At 58.1% G+C, this 20114-nt stretch carries 19 protein-coding genes, 1 tRNA gene and 1 pseudogene; 13 read left to right on the plus strand and 8 right to left on the minus strand.

Annotation, left to right across the window (positions count from 1 at the left end):
- Positions 1-22: 22 nt before the first annotated feature.
- Positions 23-1177 carry an ATP-binding protein gene (locus J2S73_RS05245; protein WP_306884389.1) on the minus strand — a complete coding sequence of 385 codons (1155 nt, stop codon included), beginning with the start codon at positions 1175-1177 and terminating at the stop codon, positions 23-25.
- A gap of 225 nt (positions 1178-1402) precedes the next feature.
- On the minus strand, positions 1403-2305 hold the full coding sequence (locus J2S73_RS05250) for a DUF4238 domain-containing protein (protein ID WP_306884391.1): 903 nt from the start codon (positions 2303-2305) through the stop codon (positions 1403-1405).
- A gap of 157 nt (positions 2306-2462) precedes the next feature.
- On the opposite strand from J2S73_RS05250, the gene J2S73_RS05255 reads away from it, so the two are divergent.
- A complete protein-coding gene (locus tag J2S73_RS05255) occupies positions 2463-3317 on the plus strand; it encodes a hypothetical protein (RefSeq protein WP_306884392.1) in 855 nt (284 codons plus the stop codon).
- A gap of 440 nt (positions 3318-3757) precedes the next feature.
- On the opposite strand, the gene J2S73_RS05260 is transcribed toward J2S73_RS05255, so the two are convergent.
- The 3 genes from J2S73_RS05260 to J2S73_RS05270 all read right to left on the minus strand — a co-directional run bounded on the left by J2S73_RS05260 (position 3758) and on the right by J2S73_RS05270 (position 10423).
- Positions 3758-6595: an inverse autotransporter beta domain-containing protein gene (locus tag J2S73_RS05260; RefSeq protein WP_306884393.1), complete on the minus strand. Its 2838-nt coding sequence runs from the start codon at positions 6593-6595 to the stop codon at positions 3758-3760.
- Positions 6596-6758: 163 nt separating this feature from the next.
- Positions 6759-9605 (minus strand): inverse autotransporter beta domain-containing protein, encoded by a 2847-nt coding sequence (locus tag J2S73_RS05265; protein WP_306884394.1) that lies wholly within the window; start codon positions 9603-9605, stop codon positions 6759-6761.
- Positions 9606-9820: 215 nt separating this feature from the next.
- The gene (locus J2S73_RS05270) at positions 9821-10423 is read right to left on the minus strand and encodes a tyrosine-type recombinase/integrase (RefSeq protein WP_306884395.1); all 603 of its coding nucleotides are present in this window, start codon (positions 10421-10423) and stop codon (positions 9821-9823) included.
- Positions 10424-10751: 328 nt separating this feature from the next.
- Here J2S73_RS05270 and J2S73_RS05275 point away from each other — a divergent pair, with 328 nt between their 5' ends.
- Together J2S73_RS05275 and J2S73_RS05280 are read left to right on the plus strand one after the other, a co-directional pair.
- A complete protein-coding gene (locus J2S73_RS05275; RefSeq protein ID WP_306884396.1) occupies positions 10752-11021 on the plus strand; it encodes a hypothetical protein in 270 nt (89 codons plus the stop codon).
- Positions 11022-11035: 14 nt separating this feature from the next.
- Complete coding sequence (locus J2S73_RS05280) at positions 11036-11401, plus strand: hypothetical protein (protein ID WP_306884397.1); 366 nt, start codon at positions 11036-11038, stop codon at positions 11399-11401.
- Here J2S73_RS05280 and J2S73_RS05285 read toward each other — a convergent pair.
- A complete protein-coding gene (locus J2S73_RS05285) occupies positions 11395-12174 on the minus strand; it encodes a hypothetical protein (protein ID WP_306884398.1) in 780 nt (259 codons plus the stop codon). The two genes, J2S73_RS05280 and J2S73_RS05285, sit on opposite strands and share 7 nt — an antisense overlap.
- 81 nt (positions 12175-12255) lie before the next feature.
- Here J2S73_RS05285 and J2S73_RS05290 point away from each other — a divergent pair, with 81 nt between their 5' ends.
- The gene (locus J2S73_RS05290) at positions 12256-12579 is read left to right on the plus strand and encodes a hypothetical protein (protein ID WP_306884399.1); all 324 of its coding nucleotides are present in this window, start codon (positions 12256-12258) and stop codon (positions 12577-12579) included.
- A 3-nt stretch (positions 12580-12582) separates the two neighbouring features.
- On the opposite strand, the gene J2S73_RS05295 is transcribed toward J2S73_RS05290, so the two are convergent.
- A complete protein-coding gene (locus J2S73_RS05295) occupies positions 12583-13608 on the minus strand; it encodes a hypothetical protein (protein WP_306884400.1) in 1026 nt (341 codons plus the stop codon).
- A gap of 121 nt (positions 13609-13729) precedes the next feature.
- On the opposite strand from J2S73_RS05295, the gene J2S73_RS05300 reads away from it, so the two are divergent.
- The 7 genes and pseudogenes from J2S73_RS05300 to J2S73_RS05330 all read left to right on the plus strand — a co-directional run.
- On the plus strand, positions 13730-14038 hold the full coding sequence (locus J2S73_RS05300; protein WP_306884401.1) for a hypothetical protein: 309 nt from the start codon (positions 13730-13732) through the stop codon (positions 14036-14038).
- A 215-nt stretch (positions 14039-14253) separates the two neighbouring features.
- Entirely contained in the window at positions 14254-14457 is a 204-nt protein-coding gene (locus J2S73_RS05305; protein WP_306884402.1) for a hypothetical protein, read from the plus strand.
- Positions 14458-14525: 68 nt separating this feature from the next.
- Positions 14526-16154: a type IV secretory system conjugative DNA transfer family protein gene (locus J2S73_RS05310; RefSeq protein ID WP_306884403.1), complete on the plus strand. Its 1629-nt coding sequence runs from the start codon at positions 14526-14528 to the stop codon at positions 16152-16154.
- A 20-nt stretch (positions 16155-16174) separates the two neighbouring features.
- Positions 16175-16477 carry a hypothetical protein gene (locus J2S73_RS05315; RefSeq protein WP_306884404.1) on the plus strand — a complete coding sequence of 101 codons (303 nt, stop codon included), beginning with the start codon at positions 16175-16177 and terminating at the stop codon, positions 16475-16477.
- On the plus strand, positions 16474-16839 hold the full coding sequence (locus tag J2S73_RS05320; RefSeq protein WP_306884405.1) for a hypothetical protein: 366 nt from the start codon (positions 16474-16476) through the stop codon (positions 16837-16839). Before J2S73_RS05315 ends, J2S73_RS05320 begins: the two co-directional genes overlap by 4 nt.
- A 300-nt stretch (positions 16840-17139) precedes the next feature.
- Positions 17140-17439 (plus strand): hypothetical protein, encoded by a 300-nt coding sequence (locus J2S73_RS05325; protein ID WP_306884406.1) that lies wholly within the window; start codon positions 17140-17142, stop codon positions 17437-17439.
- Positions 17436-18452, plus strand: a pseudogene (locus tag J2S73_RS05330) (recombinase family protein); the annotation flags it as partial. The gene J2S73_RS05325 and the pseudogene J2S73_RS05330, both read left to right, overlap by 4 nt.
- 544 nt (positions 18453-18996) lie before the next feature.
- Here the strand turns inward: J2S73_RS05330 and J2S73_RS05335 are convergent.
- Positions 18997-19086: transfer RNA gene (locus tag J2S73_RS05335), tRNA-Ser, on the minus strand.
- A gap of 396 nt (positions 19087-19482) precedes the next feature.
- Here J2S73_RS05335 and rplU point away from each other — a divergent pair.
- Complete coding sequence (gene rplU, locus J2S73_RS05340) at positions 19483-19806, plus strand: 50S ribosomal protein L21 (RefSeq protein WP_306884407.1); 324 nt, start codon at positions 19483-19485, stop codon at positions 19804-19806.
- Positions 19807-19843: 37 nt separating this feature from the next.
- Positions 19844-20113 carry a 50S ribosomal protein L27 gene (gene rpmA / locus J2S73_RS05345; protein WP_306884408.1) on the plus strand — a complete coding sequence of 90 codons (270 nt, stop codon included), beginning with the start codon at positions 19844-19846 and terminating at the stop codon, positions 20111-20113.
- Position 20114: the final 1 nt, after the last annotated feature.

Consider the following 20114-nt stretch of genomic DNA (forward strand, 5'->3'; position numbering starts at 1 on the left):
GAGTGATGCGACGTTCGGAATTCTAGCTGTCGGAAAGCCTGTTCATTAACTCCGCCAATGGGATCACCGTCACATCGTTGCGGACAGGGTATGTTTCCTCCCCCGCATAAACCAGCCATTTCGCTGTGGGGTTCACGTCCTCACAGGCCACATGAAAGCCCTTTTTCAGGGTGGGCGCGGTGGTGCGCTTGACCTCAATTGCCCAAAGCTCCTTGTCAAATTTGAGTAGCAGGTCGATCTCGGCCCCGGCGCTCGTGCGGTAGAAAAACGCTTCAGCCCCGGCAGGCGCTGCGGCGATCAAATTTTCGATCACAAAGCCTTCCCAGCTCCCACCGACGACGGGATGCCCCAGAATGTCGTCGAGATCGTGCAGCCCCAGAAGCGCATGAGTCAGGCCGCTGTCGCGGATATAGGTCTTCGGACTCTTGACCAGCCGCTTGCCGACATTCGACGCCCACGGCTGCAAACGCCGCACCAGTAACAAATCGACCAAGAGATCGAGATAGCGGCTCGCCGTCTGCCCTTTGACCTCAAGCGCGCCTCCGATCTGCGAGGCGTTGAAGAGTTGGCTCTGATTGTGCGCCAGCATGGTCCAGAACCGACGAAGCGTTTCGGCGGGAATGCGCGAGCCCAGCGCGGGGATGTCGCGCTCCAGATAGGTGCGGATGAAATCCATCCGCCACTCGAAGCTATCCGCCTCATCGAGATACGCATCGGGAAAGCCGCCCCCGACCCATAGCTGGTTGAGATGGTCCGGTCCGACCTCGAGCAGATTGAGCGGCGGCAGCTCCAGATAGGAGATACGCCCAGCCAGCGATTCAGCGCTCTGGTTCAAAAGCTCGTTTGAAGCCGAGCCGAGCAAAAGGAACTGGCCAGTGCGCCGTCCCTCGCGGCGATTGAGATCGATGCGGCTGCGCAGGGTCTGAAACAGCCCCGGCATGCGCTGGACCTCATCGAGGACAATCAGCTTGTCGGCATTCTCGGAGAAATAGAGATCGGGATCGTCGAGCCTTGCAAGGTCCGCCGGACGCTCCAGATCGAGATAGACGGAAGGCCGATCATCGGCGATCTCGCGTGCCAGCGTCGTCTTGCCAACCTGCCGGGGTCCGAGCAGCGCAACGGCGGGCCGTTTTTCGAGGGCAGAGCGAATCTTGGCTGTGAGAAGGCGTGGTATCATCCTTGCAAATTTACCATTTATCGGTAAAATTGCAAGGATAAATTAAATCCACTAGACCAACGTTGGTTCAAACCTAGCCAGAACGGCAACCCTTCGGTTATGTACACTCAATATTTGTCGGGCTGCAGAGAAATACAATAGAATATTTACTGTCTGGGTGACTGACCGGTAGAGCACATAGCCGAAGTCCCTCCCTCGCAAGCCATGCGTGCAATTTCTGCTTATCTATGCCTCGCGACGTCGAAACTTGATACGGCGCTCTGATTCCTCAATGAGGTCATATGGCGCCCATGTCATATCTTCAATCAAACCATTCCGGTCGCTTATGAGATGGTTGATGCTATTGAAATGACTGAAGTGCCCAACGAAGTTCCTGTTGAGCCCTCGCGCCGTCATCTCATCAATCTCGATATTCATAAAACTGTCGCCAAAATCGCCTCGGACCAGAATTGCCACTGTCTTCGGGTCAAGAGCGAGAATAAGCTGAAACGGAACCATTCCCGGCAGTGGCAAGTCAAGCGCAGGATGGGGCGGTGCGGAGATCGCCATAACGGGAGCGCTCAATGTGCGAATAGGAATTGGTGAGCGGCAGATGGTCAAACTCGACCTAATATACTCTTCTTTTTCCCATCCGACGAAGAGGGACATTAAGTTGTGTAGCGTTTTTAACTCGTTTGGATTCGCATTTAAGTAAGCATAGTGCTTTCTCTCCTCGTCGGTGAAGGCAATTTCATTGCCCTTGTTGACAGCCATCTGAGAAAGTTCTGATATCGTCTGTTTGTACTTTGGCGTTCGCGCTTCGAGGTGGCGGATCAATGCGTAAATTATAGGTTTATCAGCTTTATCGAGCGTATCTGTCCTTCCGCTCGTGATCTTGGTCCACGTATCGCTTTGCGAAATCGGCGTTTCTATGCGCTTGTTTATCTCGGTTTCAACGGAAATTGGCACACCCTTGCTCAGTGAGACATACAAGTCGCGCTCAAATCCAAGGCTCTCGATTGAGCGCTTCGCCCACACTGCCATTGCCCCGTTTTTGGCAACAGTATTGACCTTTTTCTTATCTGGATCGACCGCAAAATTGCGGAGATAGAATTGCGGTATGTAGTGATGATCTCGAGGTGTAGACATAAACTATACTTTCTAAAATGGGCTTCAGATTAAATGATCGGACTAAAATTTTGCAAATTGGGTGTTCGATGGCATTAAGAATTTTTTTTGCGGACCAGCGCATATAATACGTAGAAATAAGAATAAAATTGACAATTCGCGCGCGTGAGGAAAAACAATGGACGTGGAATTCAAAGAAAAGACGTTTGAGAAATATTTTGGGCATGAATTAGCTCGCATCACGAACATGACATTTTCCCCAGATCAGTGTGATGAAGCCTTTTTGGGCTTCGATGAGGCGTTTCTTATGCCTCCGTCCTGGTTTTTCCGGTTCGGGCCATACATGAGAGGCCGACGCAGGGAGAGACTTACCGGCGTTGAGATTGATGAATTCAACATGCTTGGCAAGGGACTCGCAAGTCACATGCCCGATTTCAAATTCAACCTTTTCGTGCAATTCAAGCGACCCACATTTCTTGTCTCGCCCGGTGCGAGGGAATGGTTTGACTGGAAGCAAAGCTACTACCGCTATGCAATAACGCATCATCAGCAGGAAGCCCTGGAGCGAATTGACGCGCAAAGCTATGGGCGCGCCGCAGCGGTTTATGCCAGCCCTGCGTTTTGGCAGGCCGCAGACCTTTGGGCGAAGGTGCGGAATAAAACCGTTGTCGAGAACAGCAACATGGCCAGCGCTGTTAAGCTCAAGGGTCACAAGCACTACAGCTATATTGCGCCGGGCTATATTGGGAAAGGCCATTCCGAAACAGTTGACATTGAAAGCGACTCGCTTGGGCAAACCATCGAAACCGGATATGAGAAAAACGAACCGCTTCCACTCAATCAACATTTGAAAAAGGCTGCATCTGCGATTATTGAAGCCACAAGTGGCAGCGATCTTATCACCCCAGTCTTCCACCAAGTGCAAACATCGCTGGGATTTGAGAATCTCGATCCCAATTCGCTTTATGACGCGATAGCAATTATCGAAATATTTTCGGAAGCATTTGGTGTCCGCTACTACGCAATAGGCTGAAAGCAAGCCGGTACAATAATCCTGTAAAAACAAATAAGATTTTTACGATTATTTGTGTAGTCTTATATTGTAAAAACGCTCATTTTTTGGGAAAAACTTACGATTTTATACCGTAACTTCGGTTGGCGACGATTTCAATACTTTTGTTTGTTGTCAGATGGCGATGCGCCGGCCAGACGGTGCGAGGGGTCAAGCGACGATACGCTTGGATGGTGCGATCCGGGCTCAATGTCTGAGAGTGCACCCAGAGTCGGGAGGGATGCAACGGGAGGCGCGCAGCGGGCCTCCCTTGCCGAACCAGCCGCAGGCTGGTGAGTACTGCGTGGGATGGCCCACGCACACCTTGCGCACGATAAAATTGGCAGATCAGCACTTGCGCCGAAGAATGGTCATGCGCTGATGCATGAGCCGAAGACGTAACAGCGATGTTCGTGACAAAGCTACCGCCGGGCACAGCGGACGACACGGTTAATCGGCTTATAGGTGAGGTGGTGGTTCTGGTTGCCGTCACTAAAGCGCTGTATCCACGCGTGGTTACTATTGTACTCCGAGGACGACCAGTAATATTGGCCACTGGTGTCAAACCCGGCCACCAAAGGCCCGTTATTGTTACCGGCACTGGCCGAGCCCTGTCCGTCTGTTACGGTCGTTCTGGGGTTATCCGTGTCATCATCAGCCAGATGTTCGCCTTCCTCCAGATTACTGTAGATCACATCCAGTTCCGTAATGGCAGGCAAATACCAATCCGCTCCCAGAGCGCGGCAGGATTCAGCCGCCGGGTATGTCCCGACAGGCGCGCCGGTATTAATCAGGTCGTCTGTATTGCCGGGGCCATCCACCGCCGCCGTCGACGTAATGGCGGATCCATTGCCAAGATTCGTCGTCGCATCGTCGTTGGGTATGGCGTTGCGCCATTGCATGATTGCACGGCCGGAACAGGCGCTGCCGTCCCACGTCGCGCCCTGATCGCAGCGTTTGACGAAGATTTCGGTGCCGTCGGGGAGTTCCCCGGCGAAGATGCCGACATCCGCCATGTCCGTAGGATCGGAGCCAAAGAGCCTTGCACAGGCGACATCTCCCGGCACGGACAAGTCCCCCGCCGGGCAACCGGTCTGGCCGAGCATGGTGACGGCGGGCACGCTGCCGGATAGCGAGCCTGAGACTTGCCGCACCATGGGTGCGCCGTTGGCGGTACCCTTGAGGGTGCCGCCGTTCTTCTCGATGTCTTGGGCGATGACGTTGGATAACGTGCCGTCGCCGGCGCCGACGGTGTAGGTGAAGATCAGGGAATTGGTGCCGCTGCCGGAGGTGTAGTCCGCATAGCGGTCTTGTCCACCAAGCGTGAAGTACAGGCGCGGGGTGCCTGTAACGGTGACCGCTTCGGTGAGGGGCACCGTGAAGCTCAGCGTGTTGCCGTTGGCGAGTGTGCCGCTGATGCTCACTTCATCGCTGGCATAGGGGGCGGCCTTGCGGTTGGTCGGGCTCGGCCCGATCAGGTCGAGCTGGGCATGGGCTTCGCTGGCATGTGTCTCAAAGATGGCTGTGCCTTCGCCTTTGATTTGCGGCGGGGTACCGTCCCCGTCCTGCGACTCGCCAAGCTGCTCGGTGTTGACCCGCGTTGTGCCGGTATCATCCGTGAAGTCGGCGGCGCCGTCTCTCACTCTGAGGGTCGTTGAGCTTCCGGCTGTTCTGACGTCCACATCCGTTCCAATCAGGGCAATGGTCCCACCCGGCGTGTTGATGGTGGAGATGCCGCCATCGCCGCTGGTGAACTGGATCAGGCCGGAGAGCAGCACGATGGCGTCTTCTTCAATCCGCACTTGCGTGTTCTGTCCCACGTCAAGCCGCGCGCCGTTGCCGAACATCACCGTCACGGCATCGCCAGCGCTGTTGCCCGTGGTGATGGTGGCGCCGAACTCCAGAGCCTGCCCGACGCTCACATTCGCGCCCTGGGCAAATGTCACCTGCGCGGTGACGTTCGGGTCTTGCCGCACCTGCACCCGGATTTCATTGGTGCGGCGCACCTTGTCGAACCGGCGGTCCATCACCGAGGCCAGATTGTAGCTGGGCCGCTCCCACATCTCATCAAAGCCCTGCCCGAAGCGGTAGTTGAGCCGCAGCGTGATCTCCCCCTCCAGATCGTCCATTTCGTTGTCTTTGGTCGCCTGTGTGCGCACGGTGAAGGCATTGACCGGCGTGTATTCCATGGCGAACTGATAGCCCCAGATGTCGTCCCCATCGGGGTTGAGCGCATCCGTCTTTTCCTGGATCCAGTGATAGCCCTTGGCAAAGACCTCCAGCTCCGGGATTTTGGGAGCGCGGCCCGAGACTTCGATATCCTCGCCGCCCAGAGCCTTTTCTTCATAGCCGTCGTCGCGTCCACGCCAATCGGACAGCGCGAAGTATTTGTTCACGCTCACCCCATACAGGCTGGTTTTATAATCCACGCCCAAAGACATGCGGCTGTGGTGATAAGGCCATTGGTGATCGAAGAACGCATTGGCCCCGAACATGTGCTGCTCGTCTTCGGTGATGTAGCGGTAAGCCAGACCAGCATTGGCCGTCTTGCGCCGGTCCACCACCCCGGTACCGATATCCTCGACTTCCTTCTTGGAGAAAGAGCCCTGCGCAAACACATTGTGGTGGAGGTCTTCACTGCTCCAGAGCGGCTGCACGCTCAGGATCGAATACTCGTCCAGCCCGCCTTCGGTCAGGGAATATTCCAGCTCCAGCTTGTTCAGAAACACGAGCGAGCTCGCCGCCGCCCCGGCGCGCAGCCCTTCGAGGCCGCTGCGCAGAGCAAGGGTTTGCATATCGCTACCGACATCGCCTGTTTCTCCGCCGGAGAGCCCGGTCATCGCCCCGGCCAAGCCTTCGGCCAGAGCCGTGCCGCCGCGCGCCATCTCATTGGTCGCTGCATCCAACGCCGCCGAAGCCATGGCATTATCCAGCTCCGGCAAGATGCTGCGCAAATTCTCCCGCACCCAGTCCTGCGTCAGACTTCCTCCGCCCGAGAGCAGAGACCTGCCGCGCTGCGCCAACATCGAGACCGCATCCTCCATCCGGGGATCGCCGTCCAGCATCTGCCCGCTCGCAATCACCTCCCGCGCAATACGCCGCTCCCAATCACTATACTCGCGCTCGGGTTCATCGCTACGCTCATAGATGACAGAAGAAGGGGAAGAAGTGCTTTGCGCAGCCGCATCCACCACCGGAAACGCACACAGCATCGCCAAAATCAAAACATATAAAAATCTCTCAGAAATCCAATGCGGCATCAATAACGGCGGTCAGGGTCAATTCAATTAAGTCAAAATGGCGCAAAGCCAAAAACAATACTATTGAAACCGCTGGGATGGGGCAAGTGTGAAGTATGGGCCTGAAAAGCGGGCCTGCGCCGAAGTATGAACCGCAAATGCGTCAGCCGTGATCTGGACAAAGCTACCGCCGGGCACAACGGGCGTAAAAGTTATTCGCCTTATAGGTGAGGGTCTGGTTACCGTCACTGAAGCGCTGTACCCACGCGCCGAGGTGATGGCTCTCCGAGGACGACCAGTACCATTGGCTGAGACTAAAGCTGCCACGCAACGGGCCGATCGTGCCGCTGTTGTCATCTCCTGTCGCATTAAAGAGCGTCGGCAGTGGATGGTCGGGATCGTCCGTTGCATTCAGATTGGCATAAATCACATCCAGTTCTGAACTCGCTGGAAGATACCAGCCGCCTCCCGGCAGGGCATTACAGGCCTCGGCAGCCGGGTGTATGCCCGATGTATCGTTAACAAGCGTTGCCGTATTACCCGGTCCGTCCGTGGCATTGATATTCGTCCAAGGCGTTTCGAACCAGATATTCGTCGTATCGGATTCTGTGTTGGCATTTTTCCACTGCATCGCATCCCTCGTATTCGGATCATCGCTGCCGTCTTCACATCGGTCATCCACCGGATCGTAATCCTGCCCCAAATCGCATCTTCGCACGAAGAAGTCTGTGGTGGTGCCCGGCACGTCTCCGGCGTAGACCATCACATCGTCGATGTCGGTGGGGTCAGAGCCGAAGAGGCGGGCGCAGCCGGAGTTGGTGGGGGCGGAGAGGTCTCCCGCCGGGCATTCAATCTGACCAAGAAGTTTGGGAATGGCGGGGACGCTGCCGGAGAGGGAGCCGCTGACTTGGCGGATCATGGCGGCGCCGTTGGTGGTGCCTGTAAGAGTGCCGCCGTTTTTCTCAATCTCATCGGTGGCGATGTTGGACAGCGTTCCATCGCCCGGGCCGACATCATAGCTGAAGATCAGGGAGTTCGTACCGCTGCCGGATGTGTAGTCGGCGTAGCGATCGAGGCCGCCCAGCGTGAAGCGCATTCTGGGTGTACCGGTGACGGTAACCGGATCACTGAGCGGCACGATAAAGCTCAGCGTGTTGCCGTAGGCCAGTGTGCCGCTCACAGTGACCTCGGAGCTGGCATAGGGGGCCGCCTTGCGGCTGGTCGGCGTCGGGCCGATCAGGTCGAGCTGGGCATGCGCTTCGCTGGCATGGGTCTCAAAGGTAGGCGTAGCTTCGCTGCGGATTTGCGGCGGCACGGCATCGCCGTCCTGCGATTCGCCGAGCTGCTCCGCGTCCACCCGCGTCGTGCCGGTGTCATCCGTGAAGTCCGCCGCGCCGTCGCGGACGCGCAGGGTCGTGGACCCGCCGGATGTTCGCACATCCACATCCGTTCCAATGAGCTGGATCGTGCCGCCCGGCGTGTTGATCGTCGAGATGCCGCCATCGCCGCTGGTGAACTGGATCAGGCCGGAGAGCAGGACGATGGCGTCTTCCTCGATCCGCACTTGCGTGTTCTGCCCCACGTCGAGCCGCGCGCCGTTGCCGAACACCACCGTGACAGCATCGCCCGCGCTGTTGCCGGTGGTGATGGTGGCACCAAAATTGAGGGCCTGGCCCACACTCACATTCGCGCCCTGGGCAAAGGTCACCTGCGCGGTCACGTTCGGGTCTTGCCGGACCTGCACCCGGATTTCATTGGTGCGCCGCACCTTGTCGAAGCGCCGATCCATGACGGAGGCCAGATTGTAAGCGGGCCGCTGCCACATCTCATCAAAGCCCTGCCCGAAGCGGTAGTTGAGGCGCAGCGTAATCTCCCCCTCCAGATCCTCCATTTCGTTGTCTTTGGTGGCTGAGGTGCGGATCGTGAAGGCGTTCACCGGCGTGTACTCCGCAGCGACCTGATAGCCCCAGATATCGTCGCCGTCGGGGTTCAGAGCGTCGGTCTTCTCCTGAATCCAGTGATAGCCCTTGGCAAAGACCTCCATCTCCGGAGCCTGCGGTACGCGGCCCGAGACCTCGATATCCTCCCCGCTCAACGCCTTCTCTTCATAGCCGTCCCCGCGTCCGCGCCAATCGGACAGGGCGACGTATTTGTTCACACTCACCCCATACAGGCTGGTCTTGTAGTCGACGCCCAAAGACATGCGGTTGTGGTGATAAGGCCATTGGTGATCGAAGAACGCATTGGCCCCGAACATATGTTGCTCATCGGGCGTAACGTAGCGGTAGGCCACACCGGCATTGGCCGTCTTGCGCCGCCCCACCGTATCCGCGCCGATATCCTCGACGTCTTTTTGCGCGAAAGACGCTTGCACAAAGACATTGTGATGCAAATCATCACTGCTCCACACAGGCTGCACGCTCAGAACCGAATACTCATCCAGCCCGCCTTCGGTGAGGGAATATTCCAGCTCCAGCTTGTTCAAGAACACCAAAGAACTCGCCGCCGCCCCCGCGCGCAAACCCTCCAGCCCGCTGCGCAACGCCAGCGTTTGCAGATCGCCGCCAAGATCGCCCGTTTCACCGCCGGACAGTCCGGTCATCGCCCCGGCCAAGCCTTCAGCCAGAGCCGTGCCGCCGCGCGCCATCTCATTGGTCGCCGCATCCATCGCCGCCGAAGCCATGGCATTATCCAGCTCCGGTAAAATGCTACGCAGATTCTCCTGCACCCAATCCTGCGTCAGGCTTCCCCCGCCGGACAAAAGCGAACGCCCGCGCCGCGCCAGCATTGAGACTGCATCCTCCAGCCGGGGATCACCCTCCAGCATCTGCCCGCTCGCAATCACCTCCCGCGCTATCCGCCGCTCCCATTCGCTGTATTCGCGCTCGGGCTCTTGCTTATCGAGGGAAGAGCCGCGTTCATAGACCGCAGATGTCTGGGACGTCAGTCGCTGCGCGCTCGCGCCGGGGATTGCGTACGCAAACGAGACAAATAAGATCAGAAGAAAACGAACAGCAGTGCGATAAGGCATCCCAGCAATAAAAATCTAATATATTTAAGAATTTACGATATAAAACCAGAATAAATACTATTGAAACCTATCAGGCAAGGCAAGCTTAAATGTCGACGCTTTTAACTTCTTCCGGATCGACCGCGCCCTCGGGTGAGACGCCCGCAACCGCGCCAATTGGGGACGAAGCAACGGTGCAAGCGCCTCGCCGGAAGGCGGGCATAGCCGCGCGGGCGTTACCCAGTGGCGGCCATCAGCCTTGAAGGCCACATGCGGGCGGCGATGAGACGGTCTTCGGGCGCGGCCATGTCGAGATAGATTTCCGTGGTCGCCAGATGCGCGTGGCCGAGCCACTTCTTGATGCGGGTCTCCGGCACGGAGTTGAGCGCGGCATGAATGCCGTAGGCGTGACGCAGTCCCTTGGCACAGGCCATCGGCCCGGAAATCCCAGCCTCGATCATGACCACGCGAATGCGCTTCCACGCGGTGGTCCGGCTGAACGGCCAGAGCGGGGCTTCAAAGCCTCGGCTGCCGGGCTCAAGGCCATGTACTGCCGCCAGCCGCTCGATGAAGTCGCGCGGCACGGGCACCGTTCGAAAGTGCCGCCCCTTGTGCTCGCCGCGCTTCTTGAGGCTGCGGATGACGATAGCGGCGTTCTCTATGTCGATATGACGGGGCGTCAGCGCCAACGCCTCACTCGGGCGGCATCCGGTCCAGTAGAGGGTTTCGCAAAAGCTGCGGTCCTCGGGGCTTTCCAACACGTCGAGGGCGCGCAGGAACCGCTCGCGTTCGCCCGAAGAGAGATATTTGCGCTCGCCCTGCTGGGTGAACAGGGTCATGCCTTTGTAGCCCGGCTGTGCGTAAGCCATTGGCCTTGCTCCTTTCCGGTGCGTTAGGCGCGAACAGAATAGGATATTCTGTTTCGCTCTCCGCACTCTCTTTGATTTCCGCCGCTTTTTTGGAGGTCTGCCCCTTGCCGCGCGGCGTATTCGCTCTCTTTATGATACGGAAAAGGCCTGTCATTTCAAGGCAAAAAACAGAATATCCTATTCTGTTCATATAATATCAAAACAAAATGCAAGAAAGAGCGCAAATAGATACGCGTATTTGCGCCGTTTCTGATTCCGCCTCTCGCATCCGTTTGGTTGAGGATGAGAGGATAAATCTATGAGCAAGACGGAGAGCAAGAGCAGCGACACCTCGGAAATCGTGAATCTGCTGGGTGTTGTCGCAGCGATCATCTGCGCCTTCCTTGGTTACTCCAAGGGCGACTGGCTCGGCGCTTTGGTTGCGGCAGGTGTCGGCTTCGGCGGGGTGTGGCTCGCCTTTCACGTGATCAATCTGGCCCTGCGGGTCGCCATCCTCGGCGTGATCCTCGCGATCATGGCGCTGGCGCTCAAGAACCGCTGGGACTGGATCGTGAGCCTGACGCAGTGAGCGGGGGAGCAGGGATGATGAGGAAATCGAAACGACTCGCCTCGTTCGGGCTCGCGGCTTGGGTGGTGCTCGGCGGATTGTCCTATGGAACCCCGGCGAGTGCAGCTCCGGGGAAAGGGACTACGGGCGAGCTCCTAACCTTCGATCGAAGCGCGCAGGACTATTTCATCCGCTTGACCATGAACACGGCCATCATGATCGCCGCTCAAATTAACAAGGAACAAGCGCAGTGCGTGGCGGAATGGTATCCGGACGATCCGAAAGTGGTTCGAAAACGAAACACTGAGATTCTACGCATCATGGAAAAGCTGCCGGAAACCTATCCGACCGCAGTGGTTATTTCGATTATTCAGAAGGAATGCGGGAAATTCGGTCAATAATCGACAGTTGGCAGAGGCTGGAAAGCCGCCTGCGCTGTCAGCCCTTCGTCAAGTTGACGGGAGGGCTCTGGTGGCGGATTCAATATCGAATCCGCTTCTTTTTTCATCTCGCCATATCGCTCGACGACTGATTGGCTTTCGGCCCGGTACGCCTCAATCTCCTCCTTGCTTGGAGGGTGGTCCTCATTATGCAATTCGTTGTTGATCTCGCCGAGGCGCAGGCTCAGTCCGTCCCCTTCGGCAGATAACTCCTGCAAACGTTCCCGGCCTGCGATCTGGCTCTGATAGGTCTCAAGGCTTGGCCGCCCGTCCCACTCGATGCCGTCGACAATGGCTTGATCGACGCGATCTCCGTCGACCGTCCAGACATCGCCATTCTCGTCCATGAACGCTTTCGTGCCGTCCGGCAGGGTGGCTGCCGCGTCCAACATCTCTTCAATGCGGCTGTCCATCTTCTCAATCGTGGCCGTGATATCATCCTGCAAATCGTCGACGATCTTTTGCGCTTCGCGGATTTCCTTCTCAGCGGCATGAAACGCTTCGGCATAATCCGCCTGCGTCAGTGCGATTTCCAGCGCCGTCATGCCCGCATCGCTGCGCCCACTGCCGCCACGGCCTTCTTTCGCCGCCTCGCGCGCCTCAGGGCTCAAAAACCGCCCGATCCGCCCAACTTCGACTCCCCTCAGCTCCTGCTGCGAGTCGTCAAAATCCACCTGCCGCCGCGCCTCCGCCTGCGCGCGTACAATGTCGTTGAAGTAGTCCGTATTGCTCAAGTCAGTATCCATAAAATCCCTCAGCAACATTATAAGTTGAGATATTTAACGATTTATTAATTTAATGGACAAATCACATTCGTGATATTGTTGCTTTCTCTAGCTTATTTTGAATATCATGCCAGCATGAACAAGAAAAATGAAAGTGATTATTGCGAATTTGTTTCGATACAGCCGAGCACGTGCCGCTCGGGCTTGATGGCCATTTTTGTCTACAGCGCCACGCTTGAGCAGACGGGCGGAATGATCGACCGGCAGGGCAATTTTGAGCCGTTCTGCGCGGACCGGATCGAGTCCGACAAACTTGCCAAACGCAAGCAGCGCCTTGAGAAGCAGGGCATTGCCCCCACCGAGACGGATAAAGCGATCCGCGCCGCTGAGGCGTTCACGCCGAGGGAAGCGTAGCTCCTAATCGTAGCTGGGGCTGTAGAAGAAAAGGTAGCGTCGGATCTGAGGATCAATCGAATCCGTATCTACGAGGCCGAACTCGGGAGCCAGTCCGTGCTTCCACTTCTCTATGTCGTAATTCTCGAAATCGTTCAGGCGGGCGCTGCGATACAACACGACTCCTGTCGAGAAAAACTCGTTTGAAACAAAAGAAGAGACACCGCTGTAGGAACCTGACATTCCCACAATCTGGTTTTTCTCGTTGGTATGCCGCACTCTCAGATAAGAAATTTGAATGAATTTAGTGCTCGTGTCTTTTGACACGAGCACGTATCGCTCCGCTTTTCTAAATATATATCCATTAAAAATCTGCTTCATCCAGCCAAACCCGGATTTGTAGTGCATGTTCTCCTTGTAATGGAGCACGCCGAACGCGTCATGTGTGATTTGCGCACATGAAACGACTATTTTCGACCGCTCTCGCAAAGATGGACGAAAGACAACAAAATTGCCGGACAGCCGCGAGCGTGCCTCGGACATTTCGGTTTCCGACAAATTGAGGAACTTGCCGACAGAAAAGAACAGAGGATCGGCGACATCCTCGGCGTACATTTTCGAAGGGTTTTCTTTGATAAATCGATTGTCGATCATGAACTCGAAAAAGGCATGGAAAAGCACGTCGTTGAAACGGCTGTAAAATCTGTCGGCCAAGCCCGGATGGTGCTCCAAAATCTCAGCAGCGTGATTTATCGATTCCTCTTCGGAAAATTCATATCCAAGACCGTCAAGTGAATTAAAATAATTATAAAGCGTGGCTCTCGAAATCTTGTTCTTGTCGCGAAGGTGCTGACTGGTTTCTGCACCGGAATTCCTTGCTTCTTTTAGCTGCTTCTGATGGTTATTTATCTTCTCATCGCAATGCTTAATCAGATCGGTTACGAAACGGCTTCTTCCCTTTTTAAGATTTGCGTTAATGAGCAGGTAGACGAGGTTCAATTTATTAAAAGCAAGCGGCATGGTTCCGTGATGGCTTGAGCCGTTGGACAAAAATTAGATTCGGCTGAACAACTCTTAGAACGATGTGACAATTTTCGGAGTCGCTTCGTCAATACGTGATTTTTAAGCTGAGCTATATCTCCCTCTTGTCAGAAGCGGGAGGCAAATCAAAATGTCAGTAAATCAGACGGGAAGCGGATACAGCGGAGATAATCGCAGTCTTCCGCATAAGGTGATCTCACATGTCACCGCGCTCTACCTCACAGTTCTGGCCGCTCCGGGGCTGATCAGTTTGACGGCGCCTTATGCGGTCCGGGCCTTCACTCACTTTTACGGTGAAGAGGCCGCCGAGCCTGCGTTTATCGGGCACAGCGTGCTCGTGGCCATCCTGACCTTCTTCGGTCTGGAGCGCTCGATCGGCCTGATGCTGACGCTGATCGGCGTGTCGGTCGCCCGGTACGCCTGGCTCCTCGGCGCCTGATCTGGGGCGAGCCATGAGCAAAAGCCACTTTCGATCGTGGCTGTGGGGGAGCGGGAGTACGGCGCTCGCGGTGGGTGCCGCCTTCTCCCTTCACGATCCCAAGGCGGGCAGCGTTGGGGCAATCGCGATCATCGTAGGCGTGGTGCTGTGCACCAAAGCCTATCTCACCAAACCCTAGAAACCAGTTCTTTGAAAGCCAGCAACGGAGGGATGTCATGGCTGTCAAAAAGGGAAAGCACACCAAGGTCGAAGGTCCGTTCAAGTCCTTTGTCATGGTGTGCGGTGTCGTCGGGCTACTGCTGGCCTTCGGCGCTTTCGCCAACGGCACTGCGGGGTTCGGTATTGTCGTCCTTCTGGTGGCAATTGCTGTTCTGTTCCTCGGATCAAAGATTCCGGACCGCAACCGCGTCGAGTGGTAGCCGATGGACTCTGAAGGGGACCGCGCAAGCGGCCCCCTTTTTTCGTTTGCGCCTATGGGAGGGGAGGCATGATCGACTACGCGGACAAGCGCCACGGATCGGCGGGCTTTGCCGATGCCCGGATGCGCATGCAGGCGGGGCTCTATTGCGCAACAAGCGGCCTTTATATCGGCCATGACGAGCGCAGGCGGTGGATGGGCTCGGACCAGCAAGCCGCTGTGCTGCTGGTCGGTGGGGCGCGCTCGAACAAGGGCGATCACATCATTCCGTGGCTCGTCGACGGGCGCTATCCCGATCACATCGTCTCGATGGACCCCAAGGCCCAGAACGGCCCAATTGCGCAGCTCCAGGTCGCGCAGGGGCGGCGCGTCATCAACTCCGATCCGCGCGGACGCAGCGGATTGCCCGCGCACCGGATCAATCCCACGAGCTATCTGCGCGCGGACTCGCCGACACTCTTTCCCGACGGCAAGCTGTTTGCGGCCAACTGGCTGCCGTTGAGCGGCAGTCCAAACGGGCGTTTCTTCGAAGCGAACGCCCAGCGCTGGGTCGAAGCGGCGACGGTCACCCTGGCGCGTGTCGACGGAGTGGTGACGCTGCCGCGTCTCGCCGATCTCATGGGTCAGATCGGCCAGCTCACCGATGACTGGCTCGCCTTCGAAGAGCGGATGGCCGGGATGCCGGAGCCTTCGATTCTGCAAGTGGTCGCCGAGCTGCAGGCGATGCGGGAATCCTCTAATCCGAATGCCGGAGGGGCCGCAGGCATCAAGGGCGAGATCGCCAAGGCGTTCGCCGCGCTTTCCGATCCGCAACTGCGCGAAGCCGTCTCGGCCCCGTTCGATTTCTGTTTTTCCGAGCTGAGCGCGCCCGGCGCGCCGTCCTATCTCGTCAACATCATGGAAGCGCAGGAGTTTGCCCAGACCTCCGCACCCGTGATCAAGGCGCTTTATACCGGGGCCATGATCTACAAACGCCGGGCGCAGCGCTCCCGCCGTCAGCTTTGGCTGCTCGACGAGGTGGGCAATATCGGCGCGTGGCCGCTGACGGTCGATCTGGCCACGTTCGGCGCGGGCTACGGCATCAGGCCCGTCTTCGTGGTCCAGTCCTCGGCCCAGCTCGGCAATCTCGCCCCGCATGCCGACCAGATCATCCCCAATTCCTGCGGTACCCAGATTTACAAGGGTGTGCGGGATTACGGCGAAGCCGAAACCATCTCCCAGATGCTCGGCATGCAAACTATCGAGCATGAGGATTTCCAAACCAACGAACGCGCCCGCCTGGAAAACCAGCAAGCCTTCATGGCCGTCCTCAATGGCGAAGCCGATCCGGTGCAGACCGGATTTGCAATGGCCCAGCGCGAAGCCAGTCTGCGCTACCAGACCAAGGCGCCGCGCGCCTTGTTAACGCCGGACGAGATCATGAACCGCCCGAACGGCACGGCGCTCGTCTTCATGCCGGGCGTGCTGGAGCGGCCCACCGAGGTGTGGGTTCCCAATTACTGGAAGCGCCGCGATCTGGCCGGGCGCTATCTCGGCGATCCGTATCACTCGCCGCCCGGCAAGGTGGAGCTACGCACCTTTTTCGGCCAGCGCTTCCGCTCCGTCATCACCAAGCCCGTCCCGGACCGTCTCGCCGACTGGCCGCAATACCGCGCCTGCGGTGAGTGGTCCTACGTGAAGGGCCACCGCCCCCGGTAATCAGAGGAGACTAATCAACCATGGAAAACGACAACAAGCCCGTCGACACGCTGCGCGATGGCCGCGTGAAGGCATCGATCTGGGAGAAGGAGACGGACAAGGGCCCGTTCCACTCCGTCACCTTCGCCCGCACCTACCGGGATCAGGACGGCAATTATGCCGACGCGCACTCCTTCTCCGGCACTGACCTTTTGAAGGTCTCGCGCCTTGCCGAACGCACCTACGACCAGGTGCAGGAACGCCGGGCCCAAAGCTACGCCGAGCGCCAGCGCGAAACCGCGCAGGGTTCCGGCAAACAGCAAGAGCTGGAGATCGAGCGGTGAGCGACACCCCGAACAACTTTCCGAGCGAGGGCGCGCACAGCACCATCACGCGCGGCGCTCTTGAAACCCTGGAAGCCGAACGGGCAACGCCGCAACCCGCGCTCGACTACACCATAGGCGGCGCGCTCGAAACCGAGGTGCACAGCGCCGGGGAAGCCCAGCGCGAATACGCCATTCGAAGCGGCTATGACCGCTTCGAAGAGGTCTCCGAAGCGCTGCAGCGGGACTATGGCGATGCGCATCGCGACGGCTACGGCGCCGCGCAGTTCAACGCCTCGGCCCCGCCGCAGAAGAGTTACGCCGAACAGCAGCGCGAGGCTGCCGCCAATGCGCAGGAGCGCGGGCCTGAGATTGAGCGCTGAAGGCTCGGATCGCGCGCCCGCTTCGGTGGCCAGCAAGTCTAAAACCAAACAATAGGAAAATATTCTTGTAATTATTGCGTGAATAGTATAAGATCGCGTTCTTTTTGTATGGCGCAAGCCGGAAAGGACGAGCATGACTATGAATCACACCAATAAGAACAAGCAAAACCCTGCAGATATCTGCAGATAACCTCAACAAATCTCTTGGATCGAGGGCGTGGTGCGTGTAAAATGTTCCTATTCTGTTCTTGATCGGCAAAGGAGACAATCCATGGACACTTCTTAAAAGGGGATCAGAACATGAAAGAAACCAACACAGGAGCAAACCACCGCGAGCCCACGAAGAGCGCACCCGCCGCGCAAGCTGATCGAAGCCGCTCCATCGGCATCGATGTCGATTACTACCAGGGCGTCATCGACGACCCGGCCATCCCGGAAGCGCGCAAGCGGGAACTGATCGAGATCATCGGCAGCATCGTCATGAGCTTCATCGATCTCGGCTTCGGCGTCCATCCGGTGCAGCTCGCCCGGCAGGACGGCGAAAAACCCACCACCCAGGAAGCAGAAAAGGAGACACTGCTGGAAAGGAGCGACGCATGAACGAACAGATTGAGCACCAGGAGGAGGGCGCGGGCGCTGCCCTCCAGGCCAAGCCGACCGCCGTGATCTATTGCCGCGTATCGAGCGCGCGTCAGGTCAGAGAAGGCCACGGCCTCGATTCACAGGCAACACGCTGCCGGGAATACGCCAAGGCGCGCGGCTATGAGGTCGTCGAGGTTTTCCATGAGCGCGCCGTGTCCGGCAGCCTCGTGGAACGGCCCACCTTTAACGAGATGCTGGCTTTCGTCCGCGAGAAGGACGAGCAAGGCATGGTCGTCATCATCGATGACATCAGCCGCTTCGCCCGCGACATCGAAAGCCATTGGGCGCTGCGCCGGACCCTCAAAGAGGTCGGTGGCAAACTGGAAAGCCCCAGCGTCGAGTTCGGCGAGGATTCCGATTCCATCCTCATCGAGAACCTGCTCGCCTCCGTCTCCCAGCACCAGCGCCAGAAGAATGCCGAGCAGGTCAGGAACCGCATGCGCGCCCGCGCGCTCAATGGCTATTGGCCGTTCATTGCGCCGCTCGGCTACAAACACAAAAGTGTTCCCGGCCACGGCAAGCTGCTCGTCCGTGACGAGCCGGTGGCCTCGATCATCGAAGAGGCTCTAAAGGGCTTCGCCTCCGGGCGTTTCGAAAGCCAGGCCGAGGTCAAGCGCTTCCTGGAAAGCCAGCCGGGTTTCGAAAACAAGGCCGCCTGCGGCACCGTGCGCTATCAGGAAATCGACCGCATCCTGAACCGTCCGCATTATGCGGGATATATCGAAAAGCTCGATTGGGACGTCTCGCTGCGCAAGGGCCAGCATGAGGGGCTGATCAGCCTCGAAGAGTATGAGCGCATCCAGCAGCGCATCAAGAACGCCGCCCGCGCCCCCGCCCGCAAGGACATCAATACGGCCTTCCCGCTGCGCGGCTTCGTGACCTGCGCCGAGTGCGGCAACCCGCTCACCTCGTGCTGGTCGAAGAGCAAGACGGGCAAGAAGCACCCTTATTACATGTGCTTCCAGAAGGGCTGCGGCTCCTATCGCAAATCGATCCGCCGTGACGATCTCGAAGGGGAATTCGAAGCGCTGCTGAGCCAGCTCACGCCTTCCGAGCGTCTGGTGCGTTATCTGCGCATCATCTTCGAGACCGAATGGAACAAGCGCCTTGCCGGGCTGGAGGAGGCCAAGGCCACCCTCAAGCGCGAGAAGGCCAAGATCGAAACCCAGATCGGCTCGCTGGTGGACCGCATCGTCGCCACTGACAGTAAGAGCGTGATCGCCGCCTATGAGCGCAAGATCGCCGATCTGGAAAAGCGCAAGCTCGTCACCGAAGACAAGCTGCAGAATCGCACCGCGCCCGTGCGCAGTTTCGAGGAAATGTTCGAACTCGCCCTTGGCTTCCTCTCAAACCCGCGCAAACTCTGGAATTCTGAGCATATCGAGGACAAGAGAACCGTCCTCCGGCTGGCCTTCGACGAGCGCATCGCCTACTGCCGGGAAACCGGACTTCGAACCCCGAAAACAACCTTACCCTTCAAGGTGTTAGGGGACTTGCGCGGGGAGGAATGCAAAATGGCGGAGAGGGAGGGATTCGAACCCTCGGAACGCTTGCGCGCTCAACGGTTTTCGAGACCGCCCCGTTCGACCACTCCGGCACCTCTCCGCGAAGCCCTGGCTGACTGTGGTCGTCCAGCGGCCGCGGACCATAGCGATTGGTCCGTGGCCCGGCAAGGCCGTCGGACCCGCGAAGTGGGTCTTTTCCCCGTCCGATGCAAGGCCGGCGTCAGATCCGCGTCTCCGCCGGCCGCGAACCCGGCCGTCGGAGGCGGTCATCGGCGCAACGGACCTTGTTTCTTGCCCCGATACACCCGATCTCGCGTTGACAGGGTACCCTTGCCGGCTATATTGCACGCCCTTCGGCAAAGGTTTGGTTTGACGGGGCGTGAGCCCTTCATCGCGCGCCGGTCTCCTGGTCCGGCGGTCATTCGGACGCCGACGGCCCCTGCGGTCGGCGCGTCCGGTATCGAACAACGATTTAGAAGAACTGGTCGACAAGACGATGTTTGCAGTGATCAAGACCGGCGGGAAGCAGTACAAGGTCGCGGCCGGCGACGAGATCGAAGTTGAGAAGCTGGACGGCGATGCCGGTTCGGCGCTGACCTTCGGTGACGTTCTCATGGTCGGTGGCGACGACGGCGTGACCGTCGGCGCACCGGTGATTGAGGGCGCGTCCGTTGCCGGCGAGATCGTCGGCCAGAAGCGCACCCGCAAGATCATCATCTTCAAGAAGCGCCGCCGGAAGTCGTCGCGGCGCCGCAACGGCCATCGTCAGGCGCTGACGGTCGTTCGCATCACCGACATCAACGCCGGCGCTGCCGCTTAAGGCGGCCCGCTCGGGTTCAGAAGAAAAGGACGAGGCCATGGCTCATAAGAAGGCAGGCGGTTCCTCGCGCAACGGTCGCGATACGATCGGCCGTCGTCTCGGCGTCAAGAAGTATGGCGGCGAGCGCGTGATCCCCGGCAACATCATCATCCGTCAGCGCGGAACCAAATGGCATCCGGGCGTCAACGTGGGCATGGGCAAGGACCATACCCTGTTCGCGCTCGTCGAAGGCCAGGTGAAGTTCCAGATGACGTCTGGCGGCCGTACGACGGTCAACGTGGTCCCGGCAGCGGAGACCGCAAACTAGC

Origin of the sequence: Amorphus orientalis, assembly GCF_030814015.1 — a bacterium.
Classification (GTDB): Bacteria; Pseudomonadota; Alphaproteobacteria; order Rhizobiales; family Amorphaceae; genus Amorphus; species Amorphus orientalis.